The sequence below is a fragment of the Streptacidiphilus sp. EB103A genome (assembly GCF_041261405.1).
GTDB lineage: Bacteria > Actinomycetota > Actinomycetes > Streptomycetales > Streptomycetaceae > Streptacidiphilus.
Map to the genome: position 1 here is coordinate 17,506 of NZ_JBGCAQ010000009.1, position 16,616 is coordinate 34,121.

Annotated in this window: 20 protein-coding genes and 1 pseudogene; 7 read left to right on the forward strand and 14 right to left on the reverse strand. The window is 68.7% G+C overall.

Features of this window, described 5'->3' with window-relative positions; translation table 11 throughout:
• From ABH941_RS16005 to ABH941_RS16035, 7 genes are all read right to left on the reverse strand, one after another.
• Window positions 1-480, reverse strand: a complete 480-nt coding sequence (locus ABH941_RS16005; RefSeq protein WP_370129857.1) for a hypothetical protein — start codon at window positions 478-480, stop codon at window positions 1-3.
• A 309-nt stretch (window positions 481-789) separates the two neighbouring features.
• On the reverse strand, window positions 790-1,026 hold the full coding sequence (locus ABH941_RS16010; protein WP_370129858.1) for a hypothetical protein: 237 nt from the start codon (window positions 1,024-1,026) through the stop codon (window positions 790-792).
• Between the two features lie 435 nt (window positions 1,027-1,461).
• Complete coding sequence (locus ABH941_RS16015) at window positions 1,462-2,064, reverse strand: hypothetical protein (protein ID WP_370130210.1); 603 nt, start codon at window positions 2,062-2,064, stop codon at window positions 1,462-1,464.
• Window positions 2,065-2,341: 277 nt separating this feature from the next.
• Window positions 2,342-2,593, reverse strand: a complete 252-nt coding sequence (locus tag ABH941_RS16020; protein ID WP_370129859.1) for an ImmA/IrrE family metallo-endopeptidase — start codon at window positions 2,591-2,593, stop codon at window positions 2,342-2,344.
• 124 nt (window positions 2,594-2,717) lie between these two features.
• Window positions 2,718-3,047 carry a MerR family transcriptional regulator gene (locus ABH941_RS16025; RefSeq protein WP_370129860.1) on the reverse strand — a complete coding sequence of 110 codons (330 nt, stop codon included), beginning with the start codon at window positions 3,045-3,047 and terminating at the stop codon, window positions 2,718-2,720.
• 639 nt (window positions 3,048-3,686) lie between these two features.
• Window positions 3,687-3,989, reverse strand: a complete 303-nt coding sequence (locus ABH941_RS16030; protein WP_370129861.1) for an SHOCT domain-containing protein — start codon at window positions 3,987-3,989, stop codon at window positions 3,687-3,689.
• A 22-nt stretch (window positions 3,990-4,011) separates the two neighbouring features.
• Window positions 4,012-5,433 (reverse strand): DUF2252 domain-containing protein, encoded by a 1,422-nt coding sequence (locus ABH941_RS16035; protein WP_370129863.1) that lies wholly within the window; start codon window positions 5,431-5,433, stop codon window positions 4,012-4,014.
• Window positions 5,434-5,911: 478 nt separating this feature from the next.
• On the opposite strand from ABH941_RS16035, the gene ABH941_RS16040 reads away from it, so the two are divergent.
• Entirely contained in the window at window positions 5,912-6,124 is a 213-nt protein-coding gene (locus tag ABH941_RS16040) for a hypothetical protein (protein WP_370129864.1), read from the forward strand.
• Between the two features lie 250 nt (window positions 6,125-6,374).
• Window positions 6,375-7,010, forward strand: coding sequence for an FMN-dependent NADH-azoreductase (locus tag ABH941_RS16045; RefSeq protein WP_370129865.1), 636 nt, complete (start codon window positions 6,375-6,377; stop codon window positions 7,008-7,010).
• 66 nt (window positions 7,011-7,076) lie between these two features.
• On the opposite strand, the gene ABH941_RS16050 is transcribed toward ABH941_RS16045, so the two are convergent.
• On the reverse strand, window positions 7,077-7,682 hold the full coding sequence (locus ABH941_RS16050; protein WP_370129866.1) for a TetR/AcrR family transcriptional regulator: 606 nt from the start codon (window positions 7,680-7,682) through the stop codon (window positions 7,077-7,079).
• Window positions 7,683-7,946: 264 nt separating this feature from the next.
• Window positions 7,947-8,381 carry a MarR family winged helix-turn-helix transcriptional regulator gene (locus ABH941_RS16055; protein WP_370129867.1) on the reverse strand — a complete coding sequence of 145 codons (435 nt, stop codon included), beginning with the start codon at window positions 8,379-8,381 and terminating at the stop codon, window positions 7,947-7,949.
• Window positions 8,382-8,617: 236 nt separating this feature from the next.
• Here ABH941_RS16055 and ABH941_RS16060 point away from each other — a divergent pair, with 236 nt between their 5' ends.
• The 3 genes from ABH941_RS16060 to ABH941_RS16070 all read left to right on the forward strand — a co-directional run bounded on the left by ABH941_RS16060 (window position 8,618) and on the right by ABH941_RS16070 (window position 11,000).
• Window positions 8,618-9,253, forward strand: a complete 636-nt coding sequence (locus tag ABH941_RS16060) for an MBL fold metallo-hydrolase (RefSeq protein WP_370129869.1) — start codon at window positions 8,618-8,620, stop codon at window positions 9,251-9,253.
• 200 nt (window positions 9,254-9,453) lie between these two features.
• On the forward strand, window positions 9,454-10,416 hold the full coding sequence (locus tag ABH941_RS16065) for an alpha/beta hydrolase family protein (protein ID WP_370129870.1): 963 nt from the start codon (window positions 9,454-9,456) through the stop codon (window positions 10,414-10,416).
• Between the two features lie 212 nt (window positions 10,417-10,628).
• Complete coding sequence (locus ABH941_RS16070; RefSeq protein ID WP_370129871.1) at window positions 10,629-11,000, forward strand: DUF6193 family natural product biosynthesis protein; 372 nt, start codon at window positions 10,629-10,631, stop codon at window positions 10,998-11,000.
• A gap of 96 nt (window positions 11,001-11,096) precedes the next feature.
• Here the strand turns inward: ABH941_RS16070 and ABH941_RS16075 are convergent, their stop codons facing one another.
• From ABH941_RS16075 to ABH941_RS16095, 5 genes and pseudogenes are all read right to left on the reverse strand, one after another.
• On the reverse strand, window positions 11,097-11,663 hold the full coding sequence (locus tag ABH941_RS16075; RefSeq protein WP_370129872.1) for a dihydrofolate reductase family protein: 567 nt from the start codon (window positions 11,661-11,663) through the stop codon (window positions 11,097-11,099).
• Window positions 11,664-12,447: 784 nt separating this feature from the next.
• Window positions 12,448-12,963 (reverse strand): annotated as a pseudogene (locus tag ABH941_RS16080) (IS982 family transposase); the annotation flags it as partial.
• Window positions 12,964-13,033: 70 nt separating this feature from the next.
• The gene (locus tag ABH941_RS16085) at window positions 13,034-13,495 is read right to left on the reverse strand and encodes a DUF6869 domain-containing protein (protein WP_370129873.1); all 462 of its coding nucleotides are present in this window, start codon (window positions 13,493-13,495) and stop codon (window positions 13,034-13,036) included.
• A 108-nt stretch (window positions 13,496-13,603) separates the two neighbouring features.
• Window positions 13,604-13,858, reverse strand: a complete 255-nt coding sequence (locus ABH941_RS16090) for a hypothetical protein (RefSeq protein ID WP_370130217.1) — start codon at window positions 13,856-13,858, stop codon at window positions 13,604-13,606.
• A 51-nt stretch (window positions 13,859-13,909) separates the two neighbouring features.
• A complete protein-coding gene (locus ABH941_RS16095) occupies window positions 13,910-14,533 on the reverse strand; it encodes a TetR/AcrR family transcriptional regulator (RefSeq protein WP_370129874.1) in 624 nt (207 codons plus the stop codon).
• A 145-nt stretch (window positions 14,534-14,678) separates the two neighbouring features.
• Here ABH941_RS16095 and ABH941_RS16100 point away from each other — a divergent pair, with 145 nt between their 5' ends.
• Window positions 14,679-15,674, forward strand: coding sequence for an NADP-dependent oxidoreductase (locus ABH941_RS16100; protein ID WP_370129875.1), 996 nt, complete (start codon window positions 14,679-14,681; stop codon window positions 15,672-15,674).
• A gap of 64 nt (window positions 15,675-15,738) precedes the next feature.
• Window positions 15,739-16,605 (forward strand): alpha/beta fold hydrolase, encoded by an 867-nt coding sequence (locus ABH941_RS16105; RefSeq protein WP_370129876.1) that lies wholly within the window; start codon window positions 15,739-15,741, stop codon window positions 16,603-16,605.
• Window positions 16,606-16,616: the final 11 nt, after the last annotated feature.

Here is a 16,616-nt window from a genome sequence, read left to right on the forward strand (position 1 = left end):
TCACCGGGTGAAGAACGAGTTCACCGACGCGGGCAGTCGGTTGACGATTGCGCCGTGGTCGCCGGCCTGGCCCACCGGCTGGCCCAGCGGGTATCCGCGGGCCTGGATGAGAAGAGCCGCTTCGCTGATCCCGTCCTGGACCGTGACGGTCAACCTCTCACCGGCGGCCTGCGAGCCGTTGCCCAGCACCAGAGTCCATGCCCCTGTGGTGATGTCCCGTGTGTAGGCGCGCCACGGTAGCGAGGGGTCGACGTCGAACGTCATGTCGCAGGTGTCACCGGTCTTGGTGGTGTCGTTGACCGAGTACGGTCCCATCGGGCCCGGAGCCGCCTGGTCGGGCTGGAAGATGACCTGGGGCCTGCAGGAGGCGTAGGTCAGTCCCACCGCGATGTTGGGCCAGAACACCAGGCTCATGCCGTCGGCGGTCCGCTCGGGCTGGTTGGCCATGTCGACGCTGCTGGGCGGATCCGTGACGGTCACCACGAGCGTGGTCGCTGCGGCCGCGGTCGGCCCGGGCGCCGCCGTTGTGGCACCCGAAAGCGGCCCGGACGCAGCGCCGGCGCAGCCGGCCACCGCCCAAAGCCCCACCAGTCCTGTAGCTACCCGCAGCGCTGCCGTCCGCACGCACTCCCCCGTTCAGACCACCCGTCGGCACCGTGCCGCCCAGACTGCCCAGCACGGACCGACGCGTTCTTTGCGGACGTTACAACCGAATCCCACCTCTTCGGGCTCTAACTACAGAAATACGGTGATCATCATCAATATCGATCAATTCAATGCAACTAGCGATCAATTAGGCGCATCGAAGAACCGTTGAACGTGATCGTCCGCCTGGCCCCACGCCCCGGTGAACTGGCCGGTGTCCAGGTCCACACGGCGCAGCCGGGGCCGCATCGACTGATCCTCGGCGGGCGGCTCCGGTTGGCGGTCCGATTCCAGCGTGACTGCGACGGCGTGGAACTGCCGGCGGCCGGCGAAGACTTCGTTGATCTCGGCCAGCGCCGCGGCAGAAGCGCGGGTACGCACAGAAGTCGTCGCTGTCGCCGTCCAGGCCCTTGCGGACCGTGGCGCACTTCTCGGCGGTGAAGCCCGAAGCGCCGACGGCCGTACTGCACAGCCGGTGTACCACGGTCTTCCATATCTGGCTGGCATAGCTCGCCTCTTCGGCGCTGATCGGAGTGCGGCACGCGGGGATCGGGAAATCCGGTGGGTAGGGGCGGCATCAGCCGGTCTCTTCGCAGGCGTACGCGGGGGGAGCCATTCGTCGTCTCGATGGCGTGCGATCACCGGTGCCCATCTGGTGCCCCTTGTTCGCGCAGGTGCACGGTTCGAGAACGGCGTCCTCGTCGAACGCGGGGGGAGGCCGTTTGATCGACTGAAGGAGCCACCAGCCGGCTCATAGCTGAGCTGACCTGTCCTCAGCCAGGCCAATGTGGGCGGCGAGACCTTGGTGCGACTGGGCTACCGCGCCCAGCGTCCCATGGCCGGCGCGGTGCCGATCAGACACTCGATGTCCGTCGGAAAGCCGACGAGGGCGTAGGCGGTCAGGCGCAGGTGGCCCTCAAGACAGACCAGGTCGTCCTGCCTCTCGCCGACGAGGATGAGCGGAGGAAATCGCTCGCCTCTGATGACCGCGTGGGCCGCGTCGACGAACGGTTCGTTGGGCACGTCGAATGCCCGCAGCCCTGCCTTGATGCGTGCGGCCGCGTCGGTCGGCCGGCGGCTGCCACCCGACAGTTCGACCCAGTAGGAATAGTCGAGGTAGCGCACACCGGCCGCCTCGTCGGCGGACAGGAGTGCCCTGCTCCACGTGACGCGAGCAGGGAAGTTCTCGAGCAGGTCGCGGTTCTGGCCATACCCGCGCGTCGCAGCGAGTAGAGCGCGACGTACGAAGTTCGCTCCAGCGTCGGAGAGACCCGGATGCGTCAGAACCTGCTCGGCCTGCCCAGCCGCCGCCAGATGAGACCGGAGGTTCTGGCCGAACCTCCGGCTGGACAGCTCGCCACTCAAGAAGCAGGCGACCATCTCGTCCTCACTACTCACACCCAGTACCTCCACGACCATCAGCATAGGACTGACCCGGCCCGCCACCGTGCACTGCTATGAGGTCTTGACGATTGCTCATCGGGGCGGCCGCACCTGGTCATCCGGTCACGGTCGAGCCAACGCTCCCCGGTCAGTGCGGTGTCGTGGACCATCGTGCAGCAAACTGGTACGCGTACGGAGCAGAACGACAGGGGCCCGTGCCCAAGTGCGGCTGTCGCGCGGATTAATCGCTGCCGGGCTCGGCCTTGCTTGGCCACCCCGGTGGCGTTGTACCGGTACCGGGCCATCTCCTCTATCACGCCGTAAGGCCCCCACTGTCGGCGGACTGCGCTGAGCGTGGGGGGTGAGGGAGTATGAGCGTTCCTCTGAAGGCGGTGGCTTGTTCCTCCTCGTCCGGGCGGCATGTGCGGAAGGGCATGCCGTTGGCCTCGCGTACCTCGGCGAGGTCGTGCGTGAGGACGAGGTGGGAGAGCTCATGGGCAACATCGCTGGCCCGGCGTCCTGGGGATCGGAGCGGAATGGTCACCACGACGCTCTTGTCGGCCACCTGGAAGGTCGCCGCCGAGAAGGCCTAGGCCTGGAGGCGTTCGAGTTCTTCCAGCCGGGGACGGTCGATGAGCCTGTCAGCGCTGACGATCTTGATGCTGAGGTTCGTGGCCTTGCTGTTTGTCTCAACCCGGCGGGGTCGACGGCTCAGCGGCGCGGCGGTATTCGGCGTTGATGCGCCGGGCTTCTTCGAGTTGGTCTTCGAGGATGACGATGCGGCAGGCGGCCTCGATCGGGGTGCCCTGGTCGACCAGTTCCCGGGCGCGGGCGGCGATGCGCAGTTGGTAGCGGGAGTAGCGGCGGTGGCCGCCGGTGGAGCGCAGGGGGGTGATCGGGCGGGCTTCGCCGATGGCGCGCAGGAAGCCCTGGGTGGTGCCGAGTATCTCGGCGGCCCGGCCCATGGTGTAGGCGGGGTAGTCGTCGTCGAGACGGCCGAACGAGTCGTCTGCTTTCATGTCACCTCTCTGTGGAACGCGTGGAGGGGCCCTGGCGCCGTGTGGCACCAGGGCCCCGAAGGGACAGTCACACCATCTGCCGGCCTTCGTCGTGCGCCGGTCTACTGTGTCCGCATTGCCGCCGGGGGGGTTGGGCGGCTGGTGCGGGGATCGCGGTTGCTTGACCTCAGACCACCTCACTATCGATGTCCATGATGAGCCCGCGGCCGCGTCACCGGCTCACCGCCAAGTTCATCTCCCGCCAACTCGACGCCCAACTCGACCCAGGCCTGATCGCAGCGGAGGCCACCGATGTCGAGGAGGAGTCCCTCGGCAAGCTCCGCATCCCGGACATCCTCGTGGTCCCTGAAGCCGCGATGGACACCGACGACCTGATCGACCCCCGTGAGATCGTCCTCGGGGTGCGGGCCCGGGCGCTGAGCAGGCGGACCAGCGGAGCGGCGGTGAACCGCCACGTCGACTCCTCAAGGTCACGGGCAGGATGTTGCGGAGCGCCCCCGCCGGGGCGGGGGCCGACCGCCGGCGGGCATCAGCTGCGACGCCCTCGGCCGGTGTGTCCTGGCTTCCAGTGCGTGCGGCCCCGTGGAGGCATCCGAGCAGCGCTGCGAGCACTGACTGCGTTCACCCCGGTGGGGGTCCTCACAGCCCCAGGACCTTCGCTTTCTGGGCCGCGAACTCGGCCTCAGTCAACACGCCCTGGTCGCGCAGACCGCTGAGCTGCTTGAGCTGTTCGATCTGGCTGTCCATGTCGGTGACCGGAGCGGCCACCGACGCTGCGACCGGGCTCGGTGCCTGCGCGGGCTCGGCCGGCGGGGCCGACGCGGGCTGAGCGCCCTGGTCCGCCCACCGGCCGGCCTGGCGTCGTGACACCCGGTTCGAGACGGCGATGGCTGTTCCGGCTACCGCCGCGGTGCGGGCAGCGGTACGAAGTAGACGGGCCATCTGTTCTCTCCCTTTCTCTCGCTCACGCGGCCTCGGCGGAGACCCGGCTGCTGTTGATGGCGTCGACCAGGGCCTGATGGTCGCGTTCGTTCTGATCGGCGTAGCGCTCCGCGAACCGGGCGAGGGCTTTGTCGAAGGCGTCTCCGGCCCCCAGGTAGGCGGCGATCGCGATCCGGTCCCCGGAGCGGGCGTGGGCGCGCGCCAGCGTGGCACCGCACAGCTGCCCGAACATGCCCATGCCCTCGGGCACCAGGGTCTGGGGTTCGACGATGCCCTTCCAGTCCCGCAGCTGGCGGACGTAGAAGTCGCGGGTCTGCCCGTCCATGCCTTTGGCCCGCTCCCAGCCCAGCAGAATGTCGCTGGAGGCCTGCATCAGCCGCTGCCCGGCCACCACCCGTTGCCCCTGGTTGGAGTACTCGCTCGCCCCGACGTGTTCGGCCAGCACCGAGTGGTCGGCCTCCTTTACCTGGATGAGCAGTGGGTCCGCGTCGTCCTTGCCGAGCAGCAGCACGATCCAGCAGCGGGTGCCCACACTGCCCACACCGACGACCTTGCGGGCCATGTCGGCGAGGTGGAACTGGCCGAGCAGGTGGCGGTGGTCCTCCTGCAGGCTGGTGCTGTAGCGCTTGATCAGGGCACGGATGTTGCGTTCCAGGCGGCCGCGTTCGAGGTCCGGGAGCAGGTCCGTGACCGGCACGATCAGTGGCGGGGCCGCGGTGATGCGGCGCTGCCCGTCCGCGAGGTGGGTGAGCTTGTCGAAGGCCTGCAGATTGTCGCGCGACCGGGCCTTGTCCAGGGCGCGGGCGACCAGCTTGCCCCGCCTCGCGTCCAGCTGCTGGGTGACCAGAGCTTGGAGACCCACGGTGTCGATGCGCGCGTACCAGACGTCCAGGTTCCCCATCAGGGCGAATCCGCGCATCTGCTCCCGGTAGGAACGCACGGTGGCGCGCACGACGGCGGAACGCTCCTTGTCAGTGAAGCCGTTCTCGCGCCCGGCGATCACCAGGCTCGCCGCCAGCCGCTTCACATCCCACTCCCAGGGACCGGGCAGCGTCTCGTCGAAGTCGTTGATATCGAACATCAACCTGCGCTCCGGGGAGGCCAGCAACCGGAAGTTCAGCAGGTGCGCGTCCCCGCACAGCTGCGCCCGGATCCCGGTATTCGCGGTGCCTGCCAGGTCGGCGGCCATGATCCCAGCCGCACCGCGGTAGAAGCGGAACGGCGACTCGATCATCCGCCCATAGCGGATCGGCACCAGCTCCGGCACCCGAGCCGCCGACTGCCGCTCCAGCAAGGCCACCGGATCAAAGCGCCCCGCCACCGGCTGGTACTCCCCGTGACTGCCCCGGGGCACCGCCGCTCTGGCCGCTTTGCCCAATGCGGCCCGCTCCCCCACGGTCAGTCGCTCCGGTGAGGGGGTGGCTGCGGTCGTGGTCTGTGTCATGGACGAATCCTCCTGTCCCGAGTGCGGTCGGCCCCTCCAAGGTCACCGCCCTCCCAGTCAACGCCCGCCTCCCCGTATCGGCGACCGCTCCCTCCCACCCGCGGAAGTGTCCCAGGCCGCGATCGAGGCGAACGCCGCAGCGAGGCTCGACAGCCTGCGCGCCGCCCTGGCCGCCCTCGCCCTCAGCGCTCTCCTCACGATGTTCTTCACCCAGCAGATCCCGACAAGCCAGCCCGGCTCGACAGAGCCCCAGCAGACGTGTGGCATAGCCAGGACGGCGACCGGAGTCGTGCCGCCCCGGTGCGCCGCGGGGAGGAAGTCACATCCCGGCCATCCGGCCGAGTCGCGCGCCGCGGTTCGGTCAAGGGGCCGGGCGGTCCCATGTCCCCTGCCTGCAGGGCCCTGGATTTCCCGGCGGATCCGAGCAGTCTGGAATGAGGACCGGCCTTGCTCCGGATCGGGACCCAAACAGGCGCTGGTGCTGCAATCCCAGGACGGCGCCTGGGTGTGGGAATTCGGACTCCACCCGCACGGCCGCAGCACCCGGCTGGTCAGCCGCAACCGGATCGAGCAGCCCGGCAGGTCCCCTGCCGCCCGGCTCTTCACGCTGTACGCGATGGAGCCGGGCAGCCTGGTGATGGAGCGCAAGATGCTGCTGAGCATCAAGCGACGTGCGGAAGCGTCGGCCTGAGGCTCACCCAGGCAGGTCCGTGCGGCGCGCTCAGGACAGCCCGTGCCGGGTGGTTGGCGACCGTCCGGGCAGCCGCAGCTGGACAGGACATCACGCAGAGATCATCAGTAAGCGCGTGCATCGACAGCAACTTGAACCTGTCCTCAACTTGTGACTAAAGTTGAGGACAGGTTCAAGTTATCTGCTGCGACCCTCCCACCGCCTGCGGCGGGAGGGTACGCACACCCTGCCCCCCTTTCGGAGTTGCACCATGGCGACACTGCTGCACATCGACTCGTCCGCGTTCGCGGGCCAGGCGTCCACCTCTCGGGCCGTCACCGAGGCGTTCCGCCGCACATGGCTGGAGGAGCACCCGGGTGGCGAGGTGATCTACCGGGACCTGGCCGCCGAGCCTGTCCCGCACATCACCGCGGACGCCCACACCGCCGGGTCGCTCGACCCGTCGGAGCACACCGAGGAGCAGGCTCGGGCCTTCGCCGAGCGCCTGGCCCTGATAGCGGAGCTGGAGGCGGCCGACGCGGTGGTCATCGGCGCGCCGATGTACAACTTCTCGGTGCCCTCCAGCCTCAAGGCGTGGCTGGACCAGGTGATCCTGATGGGCCGCACCGCCGGCTCGCCGGAGTCGAAGGTGAAGGGCACACCGGTGACGGTGGTGACCAGCCGCGGCGGCTCCTACGCCCCCGGCACGCCCCGGGCGCCGCACGAGCACGTGCTGAACTATCTGGAGTCGGTGCTGTCGGTGATCTTCGAGATGGAGGCGACCTTCATCGTCGCGGACCTGACGTTGGCCGCGCACATCCCGGCCATGGAGCACCTGGTCCCGCTCGGCGAGCAGTCGCGGGCCGACGCGTTCGAGGCCGCCGCGAAGGCAGCGCGCGCCGCGTAGTCGCGCGCGACGACGGTGTCGGTCCCGTCTCGGCGGGGCCGACACCGTCGTCGATCCCGGCCGGGCTCAGCCGGGCAGCGGGCGACTGCCGCCGCGGGCCCGCAGGCCCTCGAAGAGCAGGGCGAGGACACGGCGGCGGCCGTCGTCGTCCCCGGCGCGCACAAGGTCACCGTTGACCTGGAAGAAGCGGGCGATGTCGTCCATTCGGGCGTCCTCCCGCAGGGCTCCCTCGGCGCGGGCACCGGCGGCCAGATCGGTGGCGAAGGCCAGGGACCGGTCGCAGACCGCCTGGAGAGCAGGGGCGTTGGGGTAGCGGCGGGAGAACGCGTCGTTGAACGCCGGGTCGTCGGCCTGCGCCTGACAGATTGCCTCGACGTAGGCCAGCAGCCTCTCCCACGCGCTGCCCACCGTGCCGTCCGCGATCGCCATCGCCGCACGCACCCACCGGTCGGCGAGTTCGTTGACGACCTGGTCCAGCAGCGCGTCACGGCTGCCGAAGCGGTTGTAGATCGTGCCGACGCTCACCCCCGCCAGCTTCGCAATCGTCTCCAGCGGCGTGTCGAGCCCGTGCTCGGAGAAGGCGTCCGCCGCGGCCCGACGCAGCTTCTCGACGTTGCGGCGGGCATCGGCGCGAAGCGGCGGCCGCTGGGGTGCCTCGGGCACAGTGCTCACCTCTCCTTGAGTTGAGGAATCCATCATGTCGTGGGCATGGGGGACAGTGAAGTTGAGACTACCTTCATCTTGCGGCCCACCCGCCCACTACCTTGCCCGCACCGCCCCGCGGGGGCCGGCCTGGGCTTGCCCAACTCGTCCATGACCACTGGCAGGCCGAGGCGCTGCACCATAGTTGGCGTCGCCGATAGCGTCGCCGAGCTCGATCATGACCAGGCATCGGCTCGGCTCCGCGCCACACCGGCCGATGGCACGAGTGCAAGATCATCCCCGCCTGCCGTCGTAGTCGGACAGTCGGTCCAGGAGTTGCGTCAGGACGCCGAGCTGGGCCTGTTCGTCCGGATTCAGGAGGGTGTCGATGGCCTGGGCGACCCAGTCGCGCCTGGCCCTGCGGTCCCGGTCCAGGGCGGCGCGGCCCTGCTGGGTGAGGGTGACCAGGAAGCCGCGGCGGTCTTGCGGATCCTCTCGCCGGGCGATGTAGCCCAAGGCCTCCAGATCCTTCACGGTGCGGCTCTGGCTCTGATGGCGCACGCCGCGCCGCTGAGCCAGCGAGGCGGTCGAGGCATCGCCATCGCGGTCGAGCAGTCCCATGGTCGTGGCCAGGGGTGGCGGCAGGGTGTCGGCATGCGAGCGCGTCGCGCGCACGAACCTGCCGATGGAGGTCCGCAACCGCTCAGCTAGATGATCTTGGCCAACCATGGGTTGACTATACAGTCCGGCTGCACTTGCACCGCCGCGCCCAGGGTGACGGCAGTAGGGCCGGCGCATCACCGCCGGACCCGGGTGCACGAGCACCGCTTCCGGGCCGACCCGACGACCGGACCCCCGCACGCCCTCGTGGCCGACAGCGGGCCGCGCGGTCAGGCATGACTACATACACAGCAAAGCTGTACACTTTTGCTGCAGATCGAGCCCCGACCAAGAACGGAACCACCATGAAGCTGACGAAGTACGCCCACGCCTGCGTCGCGCTGGAGAAGAACGGGTCCAGGATCGTGCTGGACCCCGGCACGTTCACCCCCGAGGCGAAGGACGCCGTCACCGGTGCCGCGGCCGTGCTGATCTCCCACGAACACTTCGACCACTTCGACCACACCCTGCTGGCAGCAGCCCTGGACGCCGATCCCGAACTCCGCGTCTTCGGACCACGTGCGGTGCTCGACAAGCTCGGCGGACACGGCGGGCGGGTGCGGGCCCTGGCGGCCGGGGACACCTTCGGCCTCGACGGCTTCACCGTCGCGGTCCACGGCGAGCGCCACGCCACGATCCACGCGGACATCCCCTGCGTCGACAACCTCGGCTACCTGATCAATGAGACGCTGTTCCACCCCGGCGACGCCTACTTCGTGCCCCAGGTCCCCGTCGACACCCTGCTGCTGCCCACCAGCGGGCCCTGGACCAAGCTGGGCGAGGCGGCCGAGTACCTGCGCACGGTCAAGCCCCAGCAGGTGATCCAGATCCACGAACTCATGCTCAGCGACCTGGGCCAGGCCTCCACCCGAACCATCCTGGCCGGCCTGACCGACATCGAACTCACCCTCCTACCCCCCGGCCAGAGCATCGACCTGTGAGCACCGGCGACCGGCGGGCCGACGTCGTTTCGGCCGGGCTCTCGGTGGACGTCAGGCTTCCTTCCTGCATCCTTGACAAAGCGGAACAGCGCTCCGAATAATAAACGGAGCAGCGTTCCACTTCAGTCCAGCTGACACCGGACGCGTCGCTCCGCCCGCCCGCCGCCCGCTGCGGGTCAACCAGAAGGGAACCGATCACCATGAGTGCGTCCATCGACACCGCCGCCGCCTTCGGCTCGCCCGCTCCTGTCCTGTCGTACAGCCCGGTGGTCCTGCCGGTGCCCGGGCGGCCCGTGGACCTGCAGGTCCGCGTCTCCGCGCCCGCGACCGGGTCGGGCCTGCCGGTCATCCTGCTCTCGCACGGCCACGGCGCCTCCAACAACCTCTCCTCGCTGAACGGGTACGCGCCGATCGCCAACCTCTGGGCGGCGGCCGGGTTCGTCGTCATCCAGCCCACCCACCTCAGCTCCCGGACCCTGAGCCACCAACTCGGCGACACCCCCGGAGCCCCCTTCTTCTGGCGCTCGCGCGCCCAGGACATGAGCCACATCCTCGACCGGCTCGACCAGATCGAGAACACTGTCCCGCAGCTCGCCGGGCGCATCGACCACGACCAGATCGCACTCGCCGGACACTCCCTCGGCGGCCACACGGCCAGCCTCCTGCTGGGCGCCCGCAGCACCGACCCCGACACCGGGGAGGAAGTGAACTTGACCGAGCCCCGCATCAGGGCGGGTGTGCTGCTGGCCGCGCCGGGCAGGGGCGGCGAGGTCCTGAACGGGTGGATGGCCGACAAGGTGCCGTTCTTCCACACCACCGACTTCTCCACCATGGCCACACCCACCCTGGTCGTCGTCGGCGACAAGGACGACTCCAAGCACTTCACCGACGCCGGCCCCGACTGGCACACCGACCCCTACCGCCTCGCCCCCGCACCCAAGACCCTGCTCACCCTGTACGGCGCCGAGCACCTGCTCGGAGGCATCTCCGGGTACGACGCCGAAGAAACCACCGACGAGAACCCCGACACAGTCGCCGCCCTCGCCCGCTTGACCGCCGCCTACCTGCACACCCACTTCCAGCCCGACGACCACACCTGGCAGACGGCCTGCCAGGCACTCACCACCGGCACCGACACCGCCGGACGCGTCGAATCCAAGTAGGCCACCACAGCGAAACGCCACCACGGACCGCACCGTCGTCATCGCCGACCACAGCGTGTCCGTCCCGCGCCGGGCCACTACCCCGCGCGGGACGGACACGGTCGACTAAGGGACAACCGGAGTCGACTCAGGCTCTGGAACTCATCGGTGGGGACACCGATGATCTCGCGCAGATTGTCCGGGCCGCGCAGGCCTGGCAGGGAGGAACTGCGTTGACCGAGATTCGCCGGACCGCGCCCTTCGTGCATCTGACGGGCCGCTTCGAGGTGCCCGACCACGACCCGGCGCAGCTGGCGGAATCCGAGTGGCAGCACCTCCGGACTCGGGCAGCTGAGGCAGACACGCCGGAGTTCCCGTTCACCAACATGTGGACGTTGCGGTTCTCCACCTGTACACGCCCGGGCCTGATCGACCTCGGGCTGTTCCTGGACGCGCATCGCGGCGGTCGTTACACCCTCAGCAACAGGTTGCTCGATGGCGAGATCCTCAGCGAAGCCGCGAAAGCAGAAGAACTTGTGTCGGTGGCCGTGCGCCACCTCCCCTCCCACCTCGGACCTGTCACATCAGGGGCGAGTGCTCCGTGATCACGCCAGGGTGCAGGGTCTCGCGGCTGATGTCGCAATCTCACGGGCCGCGTCGTGTACGACATCACCGCGAGACTGGCGCGTGGGTGCTGCTGCTCAGCGCCGCGTCTCGTACCTGGTCAGGACCACGCCGCCGGGAAACGTCCGCGTCTCCACCAGGTTCAGATTCACCCAGCTGTCCAGCGCGGTGAAGAACGGCGTGCCGCTGCCCACCAGGACCGGATGGGCGGCGATCGCGTACTCGTCGATCAGCCCGGCGCGCATGGCCGCCCCGGCGATCGTTGCGCCGCCGATGTTCATCGGGCCGCCGTCCTCGGCCTTGAGCCGGGCGATCTCGGCGATCGCATCGCCGGTGACCAGGCGGGTGTTCCAGTCGACCTTGTCGATCGTCGAGGAGAACACCACCTTCGGCGTGTCCCGCCAGTTCCGCGCGAACTCGATCTCCGCCGGGGTGGCGTTGGGCTGCTGGTCGCCGGTCGGCCAGTAGGAGCTCATCGTCTCCCACAGCTTCCGCCCGTACAGCGACAAGTCACTCGCCTGCTCCTGGTCGAGCCACCACTGGAACAGCTCGTCGCTCGGCGGCCCGCTCCAGCCGATGTCGTCACCGGCCGCGGCGATGTAGCCGTCCAGGGTCAGATTCATGCCGTAGATCAGTTTCCGCATGGCTCAGCCTTCCGTTCGTGGGTGTCCGGCGTAGAGACCAGCGCGGCGCGGAAACTCATCGGTGCGCGATCTGGGCTCGCCGGTGGCCCCCGTGCTCGGAGCTCAGCGTGGTGTACTCGGCCGACTCGGGCAAGCCGCCTGATCTCGACCTCGCCCTCGCGAGGAAAGGCCACGGATTTGAGACTGGTTCATGGGCGACAAGGTCATGAGACAGCCAAGAGCGCGTGTAGCCGCGCAGCGACGGTGCGAGGTGCACAGCGCCGCGGATGCTGGAGCCGGCACCGTCAGGGCGTCGTGGAACATTGCCGCCACTGCGGTGAGGACGACTTCCTTGTTGTTCATGACGTGTCCGTTTCGTGCGGCGGAGGCGGAGAAGGCCGCCGGTCACTGGAGGGCGTCCGACGCAGAACCGCAGGCTGGTGGTCTCCACGCCCCATCCATCGCGCGCCTTCGCCCCCAGTCAGCTCCGAACGTGTCCGCTGTGCAAGCAGGCGTACGCCGAGTGGCGGAGTACAAGCAACTACAGAGAGCCACCTATCACCCAAGGGCAGCCTCAGGAGCACAGGGCAGAACACACGCCGAATGACGCCACTCGAAGGGTAGGGAATGAAGTCCAGCAGGTTTGCCCCTCCCATCAGCACCACCCGGTGAGACTCAGGTTCAGGCAGCGTCATCATCCCCCGCCTGCTTCGACCTGATCCCCGTGTTGCCGCAGCGAACACTGGCGCACCTCACCTCGGTAGGCGCCAGGCGCAGGACGTGTGCAGCCGCAGCGGTCGGGGCGCCCGTCCGGCACCCACGCGACCGGCAGGCCGTGCAGGGTGCAGACCAGGTGCAGCCGCAGTCCCCAGAAGTAGCGCGTGTAGCTGGCGCAGTACCCGTACTGGCCCCATCCGGCCAGGTCGGAGCGTTTGACGGTCTCGCGGAAGCGTCCGCACTCGACGGGCGTGGAGTCCACGACCCACACGTCGTCGCTCCACAGTGTGGTGTCCCGCGCCAGCGTGCGGATGACGCGCCGAATGAGGTCGGCGGCCTTGCGCAGCCGCTTGTTGTAGCCGGGCTGCTGGGGCAGGTAGGGGAACAGGTGCCGCAGGTGGGCGCTGGCGTGGCGCAGCCACCGGGCCTCGGAGGTGAAGCCGGGCATGGCCTGCATCATCGCCAGGGTCACCAGTTCGGCGTCGCTCAGCTGCGGCGCAATGCCCACGGCCGGCCGCCCTGGGCCGAACTGCGGCGAATCCTTCAGCAGGTCGTCGGTCTTCGCATGGAGTGCGGTGGCGATGGAGTCCAACTCTGTCTTCACACACCGACGTTGGACTCCCTCGCTTCGGCTGCGCTGGAGATTGCGACATGCCTGCCGTGGATTCCCTCGGCTACGAGCCCTGACGCTTACAGGTACTCAGCACGGGTATCCACCGAGCCAGCCGCTCCTCAGCCGCCGGCACCAGCGTCCCGCTGTCCAGCGACACCGAGGCCAGGGCACGACGGAACGTCGGACAGCGGCGCGCCAGCTCCTCGATCTGCAGCGAGAGCTCGTTCCCGTGCTCGGTAATGAGGTCCTCCAAGGGCCCTGCACCCACCTGAGCCCCTCCGGAATCGTCCTGGGACGACCGCAGCAGGGCCATGACGAACTCCAGCGCCCTCACGCCGCCCTGTTCTATCCGCTCCCTGGCTGCCTCGTGGCCCGCGAACACCGCGGACGGTTCTCCCAGGCTCCAGCGCTTTCGCTCGACACGGGTGCCCGTGGCCAACCGCTGACCCTCCCACCAACAGCGAGCCAGCCCATCGAAATTCTCAGTCACAGCCACGATTGTGCAGTCGACTGCCTTCCGCATGCTTGGAATAGATCATCCAGGGCGCACCCTCCTCGACCGGCCGACCGGCCGCACGACGCGATGCCACTGCTGGCGCGCAGGACCGCTGCCCTGTCGCGGAGATCCGCCTCAGCGATGCCACCCGCCTCCGCCGCGATCCAGCCGGGCACTCTTCAGACTCATCGACGCGGTCCTGCACGCGGACGGGCCGGTCAGGGCCCTGGTGGAGCTGTCGATGGCGGCCGAGTATCGGCGTGGACGCGGCGCTTTGTGCGCGGCCCTGGACCAGAACTGGATGGTCCTGCCGAGTTGCGCGGCGCGGATCGCGGCGACGTACCCGCTCGGGCCGGTGCCGAGGACGACGACGTCGTAGTGCGCGCTCATGACGTGCCCCCCTTTCCAGGGTGTTCGATGGTTGGCTCGCGGAGCGAGTGGTCATGCGGTGCGGTGGTGGGGTGCCAGGGTGGCGTGGATCTGGTCGCGGATGTCAGCGAGGACGGCTTCGTCACTGCGGTGCAGGTACACGGTGGCGGTGGTGTTCATGTGGATGATCGCGGTGATCACCCGCGCCAGCGTTGCCGCGTCGGCGGCATCGATGTACTCGTCGCGGGTGAGCAGGCCGGTGATGTTCTCCTCGAGGCGGCCGGCGAGGGCCAGACCCGCACGCCGGTAGGGCTCGACCGGGTCGCCGAAGACGAGTTCGTGCAGGTATGTGCGGCCGTTCTCGACGTGCTCCCGCACGCACTCCACCACGGGACGGATGAGAGCGACGACTGGCTCCAGCACGCCCTGCCCGACGGCGGCGTTCGCGGCGGCGAGGCCGTCATGGATGGCGGCGGCGAACTTCTCGTTCTGCACCATGATCAGCAACTCGGCCTTCGTCGACGCGTACAGGTAGAGGGTCCCGATCGCGACATCAGCCCGGTCGGCGATCTGCTGGGTCGTGACCCTGCTGACGCCGTGTTCGGCGAACAGTTCGCGGGCCGCGGTCATGATGCGCTCGCGCTTGGCCTGTTTGGCCCGCTCGCGCCGCCCGATCGGCATGTGGCCGCGTCCCATGGGGCCTCCCTTGACAATAATTCTGAGTGCACTCATAGTTGAGTCTACTCGGATTTACCGAGCGAGGCGAGACCTCGGCTGGCGCGCTGTATTGGCCGACCTGGTCTTAAACCTGAACAAATGGGATAAAAAGGAGCTACGCCTCATGAGAGCGTTCGTCGTCACCAAGTACAAGGAGCCGCTGCAGGAGGCGGATGTCCCCGAGCCCACTGTCGGGGAGCACGACGTGCTGGTGCGGGTGGAGGCCGCCGGGCTGAACCCGCTGGATGAGAAGATCCGCGCGGGTGAGTTCAAGCAGATCCTGCCCTACAAGCTGCCGCTGATCCTGGGCAACGACGTCGCGGGCACCGTCATCGGCGTGGGGACGGCGGTTCGCGACTTCAAGCCTGGAGACGAGGTGTACGCCCGGCCCGACCAGGACCGCATCGGTACCTTCGCCGAGCGCATCGCCGTCGCGGAGACCGACCTGGCGCTCAAACCCGCCTCGATAAGCATGGAAGAGGCCGGCTCGCTGCCGCTGGCGGCACTCACGGCCTGGCAGGCACTGGTGGAGCGCGCGAAGGTGCGGCCCGGACAGAAGGTCCTCATCCACGCCGGCGCCGGCGGGGTCGGTTCGATCGCGATCCAGCTCGCCGCGCACCTCGGTGCCAGCGTCGCCACCACCGCCAGCGGCTCCAACGCGCACTTCGTGCGCGCCCTCGGCGCCGACACGGTGATCGACTACCGCACCCAGGACTTCGAGCAGTTCCTGACCGGCTACGACCTGGTGCTGGACAGCCTCGGTGGGCAGAACCTGGAGAAATCCCTGCGGGTGCTCAAGCCCGGCGGCAAAGCCATCGGGATCGCCGGTCCCCCGGACCCCGCGTTCGCCCGCGAGGCCGGCCTGAACCCGCCGCTGCGCCTGGCGGTCGCAGGCCTGAGCCGCAAGATCCGCAAGCAGGCGAAGAAGCTCGGCGTGACGTACGAGTTCCTGCTCATGCGCGCGAGCGGCGACCAGCTCCGCCAGATCACCACCCTCATCGACCAGGGCGTGCTGCGCCCGGTCGTGGGAAAGGTGGTCGGCTTCGACCAGACCCCGCAGGCCCTGCAGTCCCTGTCCCAGGGCGGCATCCGCGGCAAAGCCGTCATCGGCAACAGCTGACCCGCCGCGACCGCGACGGGCGACACCGAACACCCCGACACAGTACACACCAGGAGAATCCGTCATGAGCAGCACCGACACCCCGAACGAAGCCGTCATCACCTCCTACGCGAAGGCCCCGGCCCGGACCGTCAGCGCCGGCGGCGTCACCTACGCCTACCGCGAGCTGGGACCGAAGGGCGGCATCCCCGTCGTCTTCTTCGTCCACCTCGCCGCGACCCTGGACAACTGGGACCCGCGCATCATCGACCCCATCGCCAGAGGTCGCCACGTCATCGCCTTCGACAACCGCGGCGTCGGGGCCTCCACCGGCCAGGTGCCGGACAGTGTCGAGGCGATGGCCGACGACGCCCACACCTTCATCAAGGCCCTCGGGTACGACAAGATCGACGTCTTCTCCTTCTCCCTCGGTGGCATGATCGCCCAGGCCCTGGTGGTGAAGCACCCCGAACTCGTTCGCAGGCTGGTCCTGACCGGCACCGGGCCCAAGGGCGGCAAGGACATCGACAAGGTCGCCGGCACCACCTACTGGGACATCCTGCGCGCCACCTTGACCCGCTCGGACCCCAAGGAGTTCCTGTTCTTCAACCGCAACGCCACCGGCAAGACCGCCGCGCGCGCGTTCGTCAACCGGCTCAAAGAACGAACCGCCGACCGCGACGCGAAGATCAAGACCAAGGCCTTCCAGACCCAGCTGAAGGCGATCAAGAAGTGGGGACGCTCCACCCCCGACGACCTGTCGACGATCACCCAGCCCACCCTGATCGCCAACGGCGACAACGACCGCATGGTGCCCTCGGTCCTGTCGCAGGACCTGCACCGGCGCATCAAGGACAGCCAGGTGATCATCTACCCCGACTCCGGCCACGGCGGCATCTTCCAGTACCACGACCAGTTCGCCCCCGTCGCGGTCGAGTTCCTCGCCCGATGACCACCGCTGGC

Bases quoted from the DNA above. Each gene is read 5' to 3' on its own strand.
- ABH941_RS16045 (WP_370129865.1), top strand. From the start codon at position 6,375: ATGGCGACACTGCTGCACATCGACTCGTCCGCGTTCGCGGGCCAGGCG.
- ABH941_RS16060 (WP_370129869.1), top strand. From the start codon at position 8,618: ATGAAGCTGACGAAGTACGCCCACGCCTGCGTCGCGCTGGAGAAGAAC.
- ABH941_RS16025 (WP_370129860.1), bottom strand. From the start codon at position 3,047: ATGAAAGCAGACGACTCGTTCGGCCGTCTCGACGACGACTACCCCGCC.
- ABH941_RS16075 (WP_370129872.1), bottom strand. From the start codon at position 11,663: ATGCGGAAACTGATCTACGGCATGAATCTGACCCTGGACGGCTACATC.
- ABH941_RS16035 (WP_370129863.1), bottom strand. From the start codon at position 5,433: ATGACACAGACCACGACCGCAGCCACCCCCTCACCGGAGCGACTGACC.
- ABH941_RS16055 (WP_370129867.1), bottom strand. From the start codon at position 8,381: ATGGTTGGCCAAGATCATCTAGCTGAGCGGTTGCGGACCTCCATCGGC.
- ABH941_RS16090 (WP_370130217.1), bottom strand. From the start codon at position 13,858: ATGAGCGCGCACTACGACGTCGTCGTCCTCGGCACCGGCCCGAGCGGG.
- ABH941_RS16105 (WP_370129876.1), top strand. From the start codon at position 15,739: ATGAGCAGCACCGACACCCCGAACGAAGCCGTCATCACCTCCTACGCG.
- ABH941_RS16065 (WP_370129870.1), top strand. From the start codon at position 9,454: ATGAGTGCGTCCATCGACACCGCCGCCGCCTTCGGCTCGCCCGCTCCT.
- ABH941_RS16085 (WP_370129873.1), bottom strand. From the start codon at position 13,495: ATGCGGAAGGCAGTCGACTGCACAATCGTGGCTGTGACTGAGAATTTC.
- ABH941_RS16015 (WP_370130210.1), bottom strand. From the start codon at position 2,064: ATGGTCGTGGAGGTACTGGGTGTGAGTAGTGAGGACGAGATGGTCGCC.
- ABH941_RS16100 (WP_370129875.1), top strand. From the start codon at position 14,679: ATGAGAGCGTTCGTCGTCACCAAGTACAAGGAGCCGCTGCAGGAGGCG.
- ABH941_RS16030 (WP_370129861.1), bottom strand. From the start codon at position 3,989: ATGGCCCGTCTACTTCGTACCGCTGCCCGCACCGCGGCGGTAGCCGGA.
- ABH941_RS16095 (WP_370129874.1), bottom strand. From the start codon at position 14,533: ATGGGACGCGGCCACATGCCGATCGGGCGGCGCGAGCGGGCCAAACAG.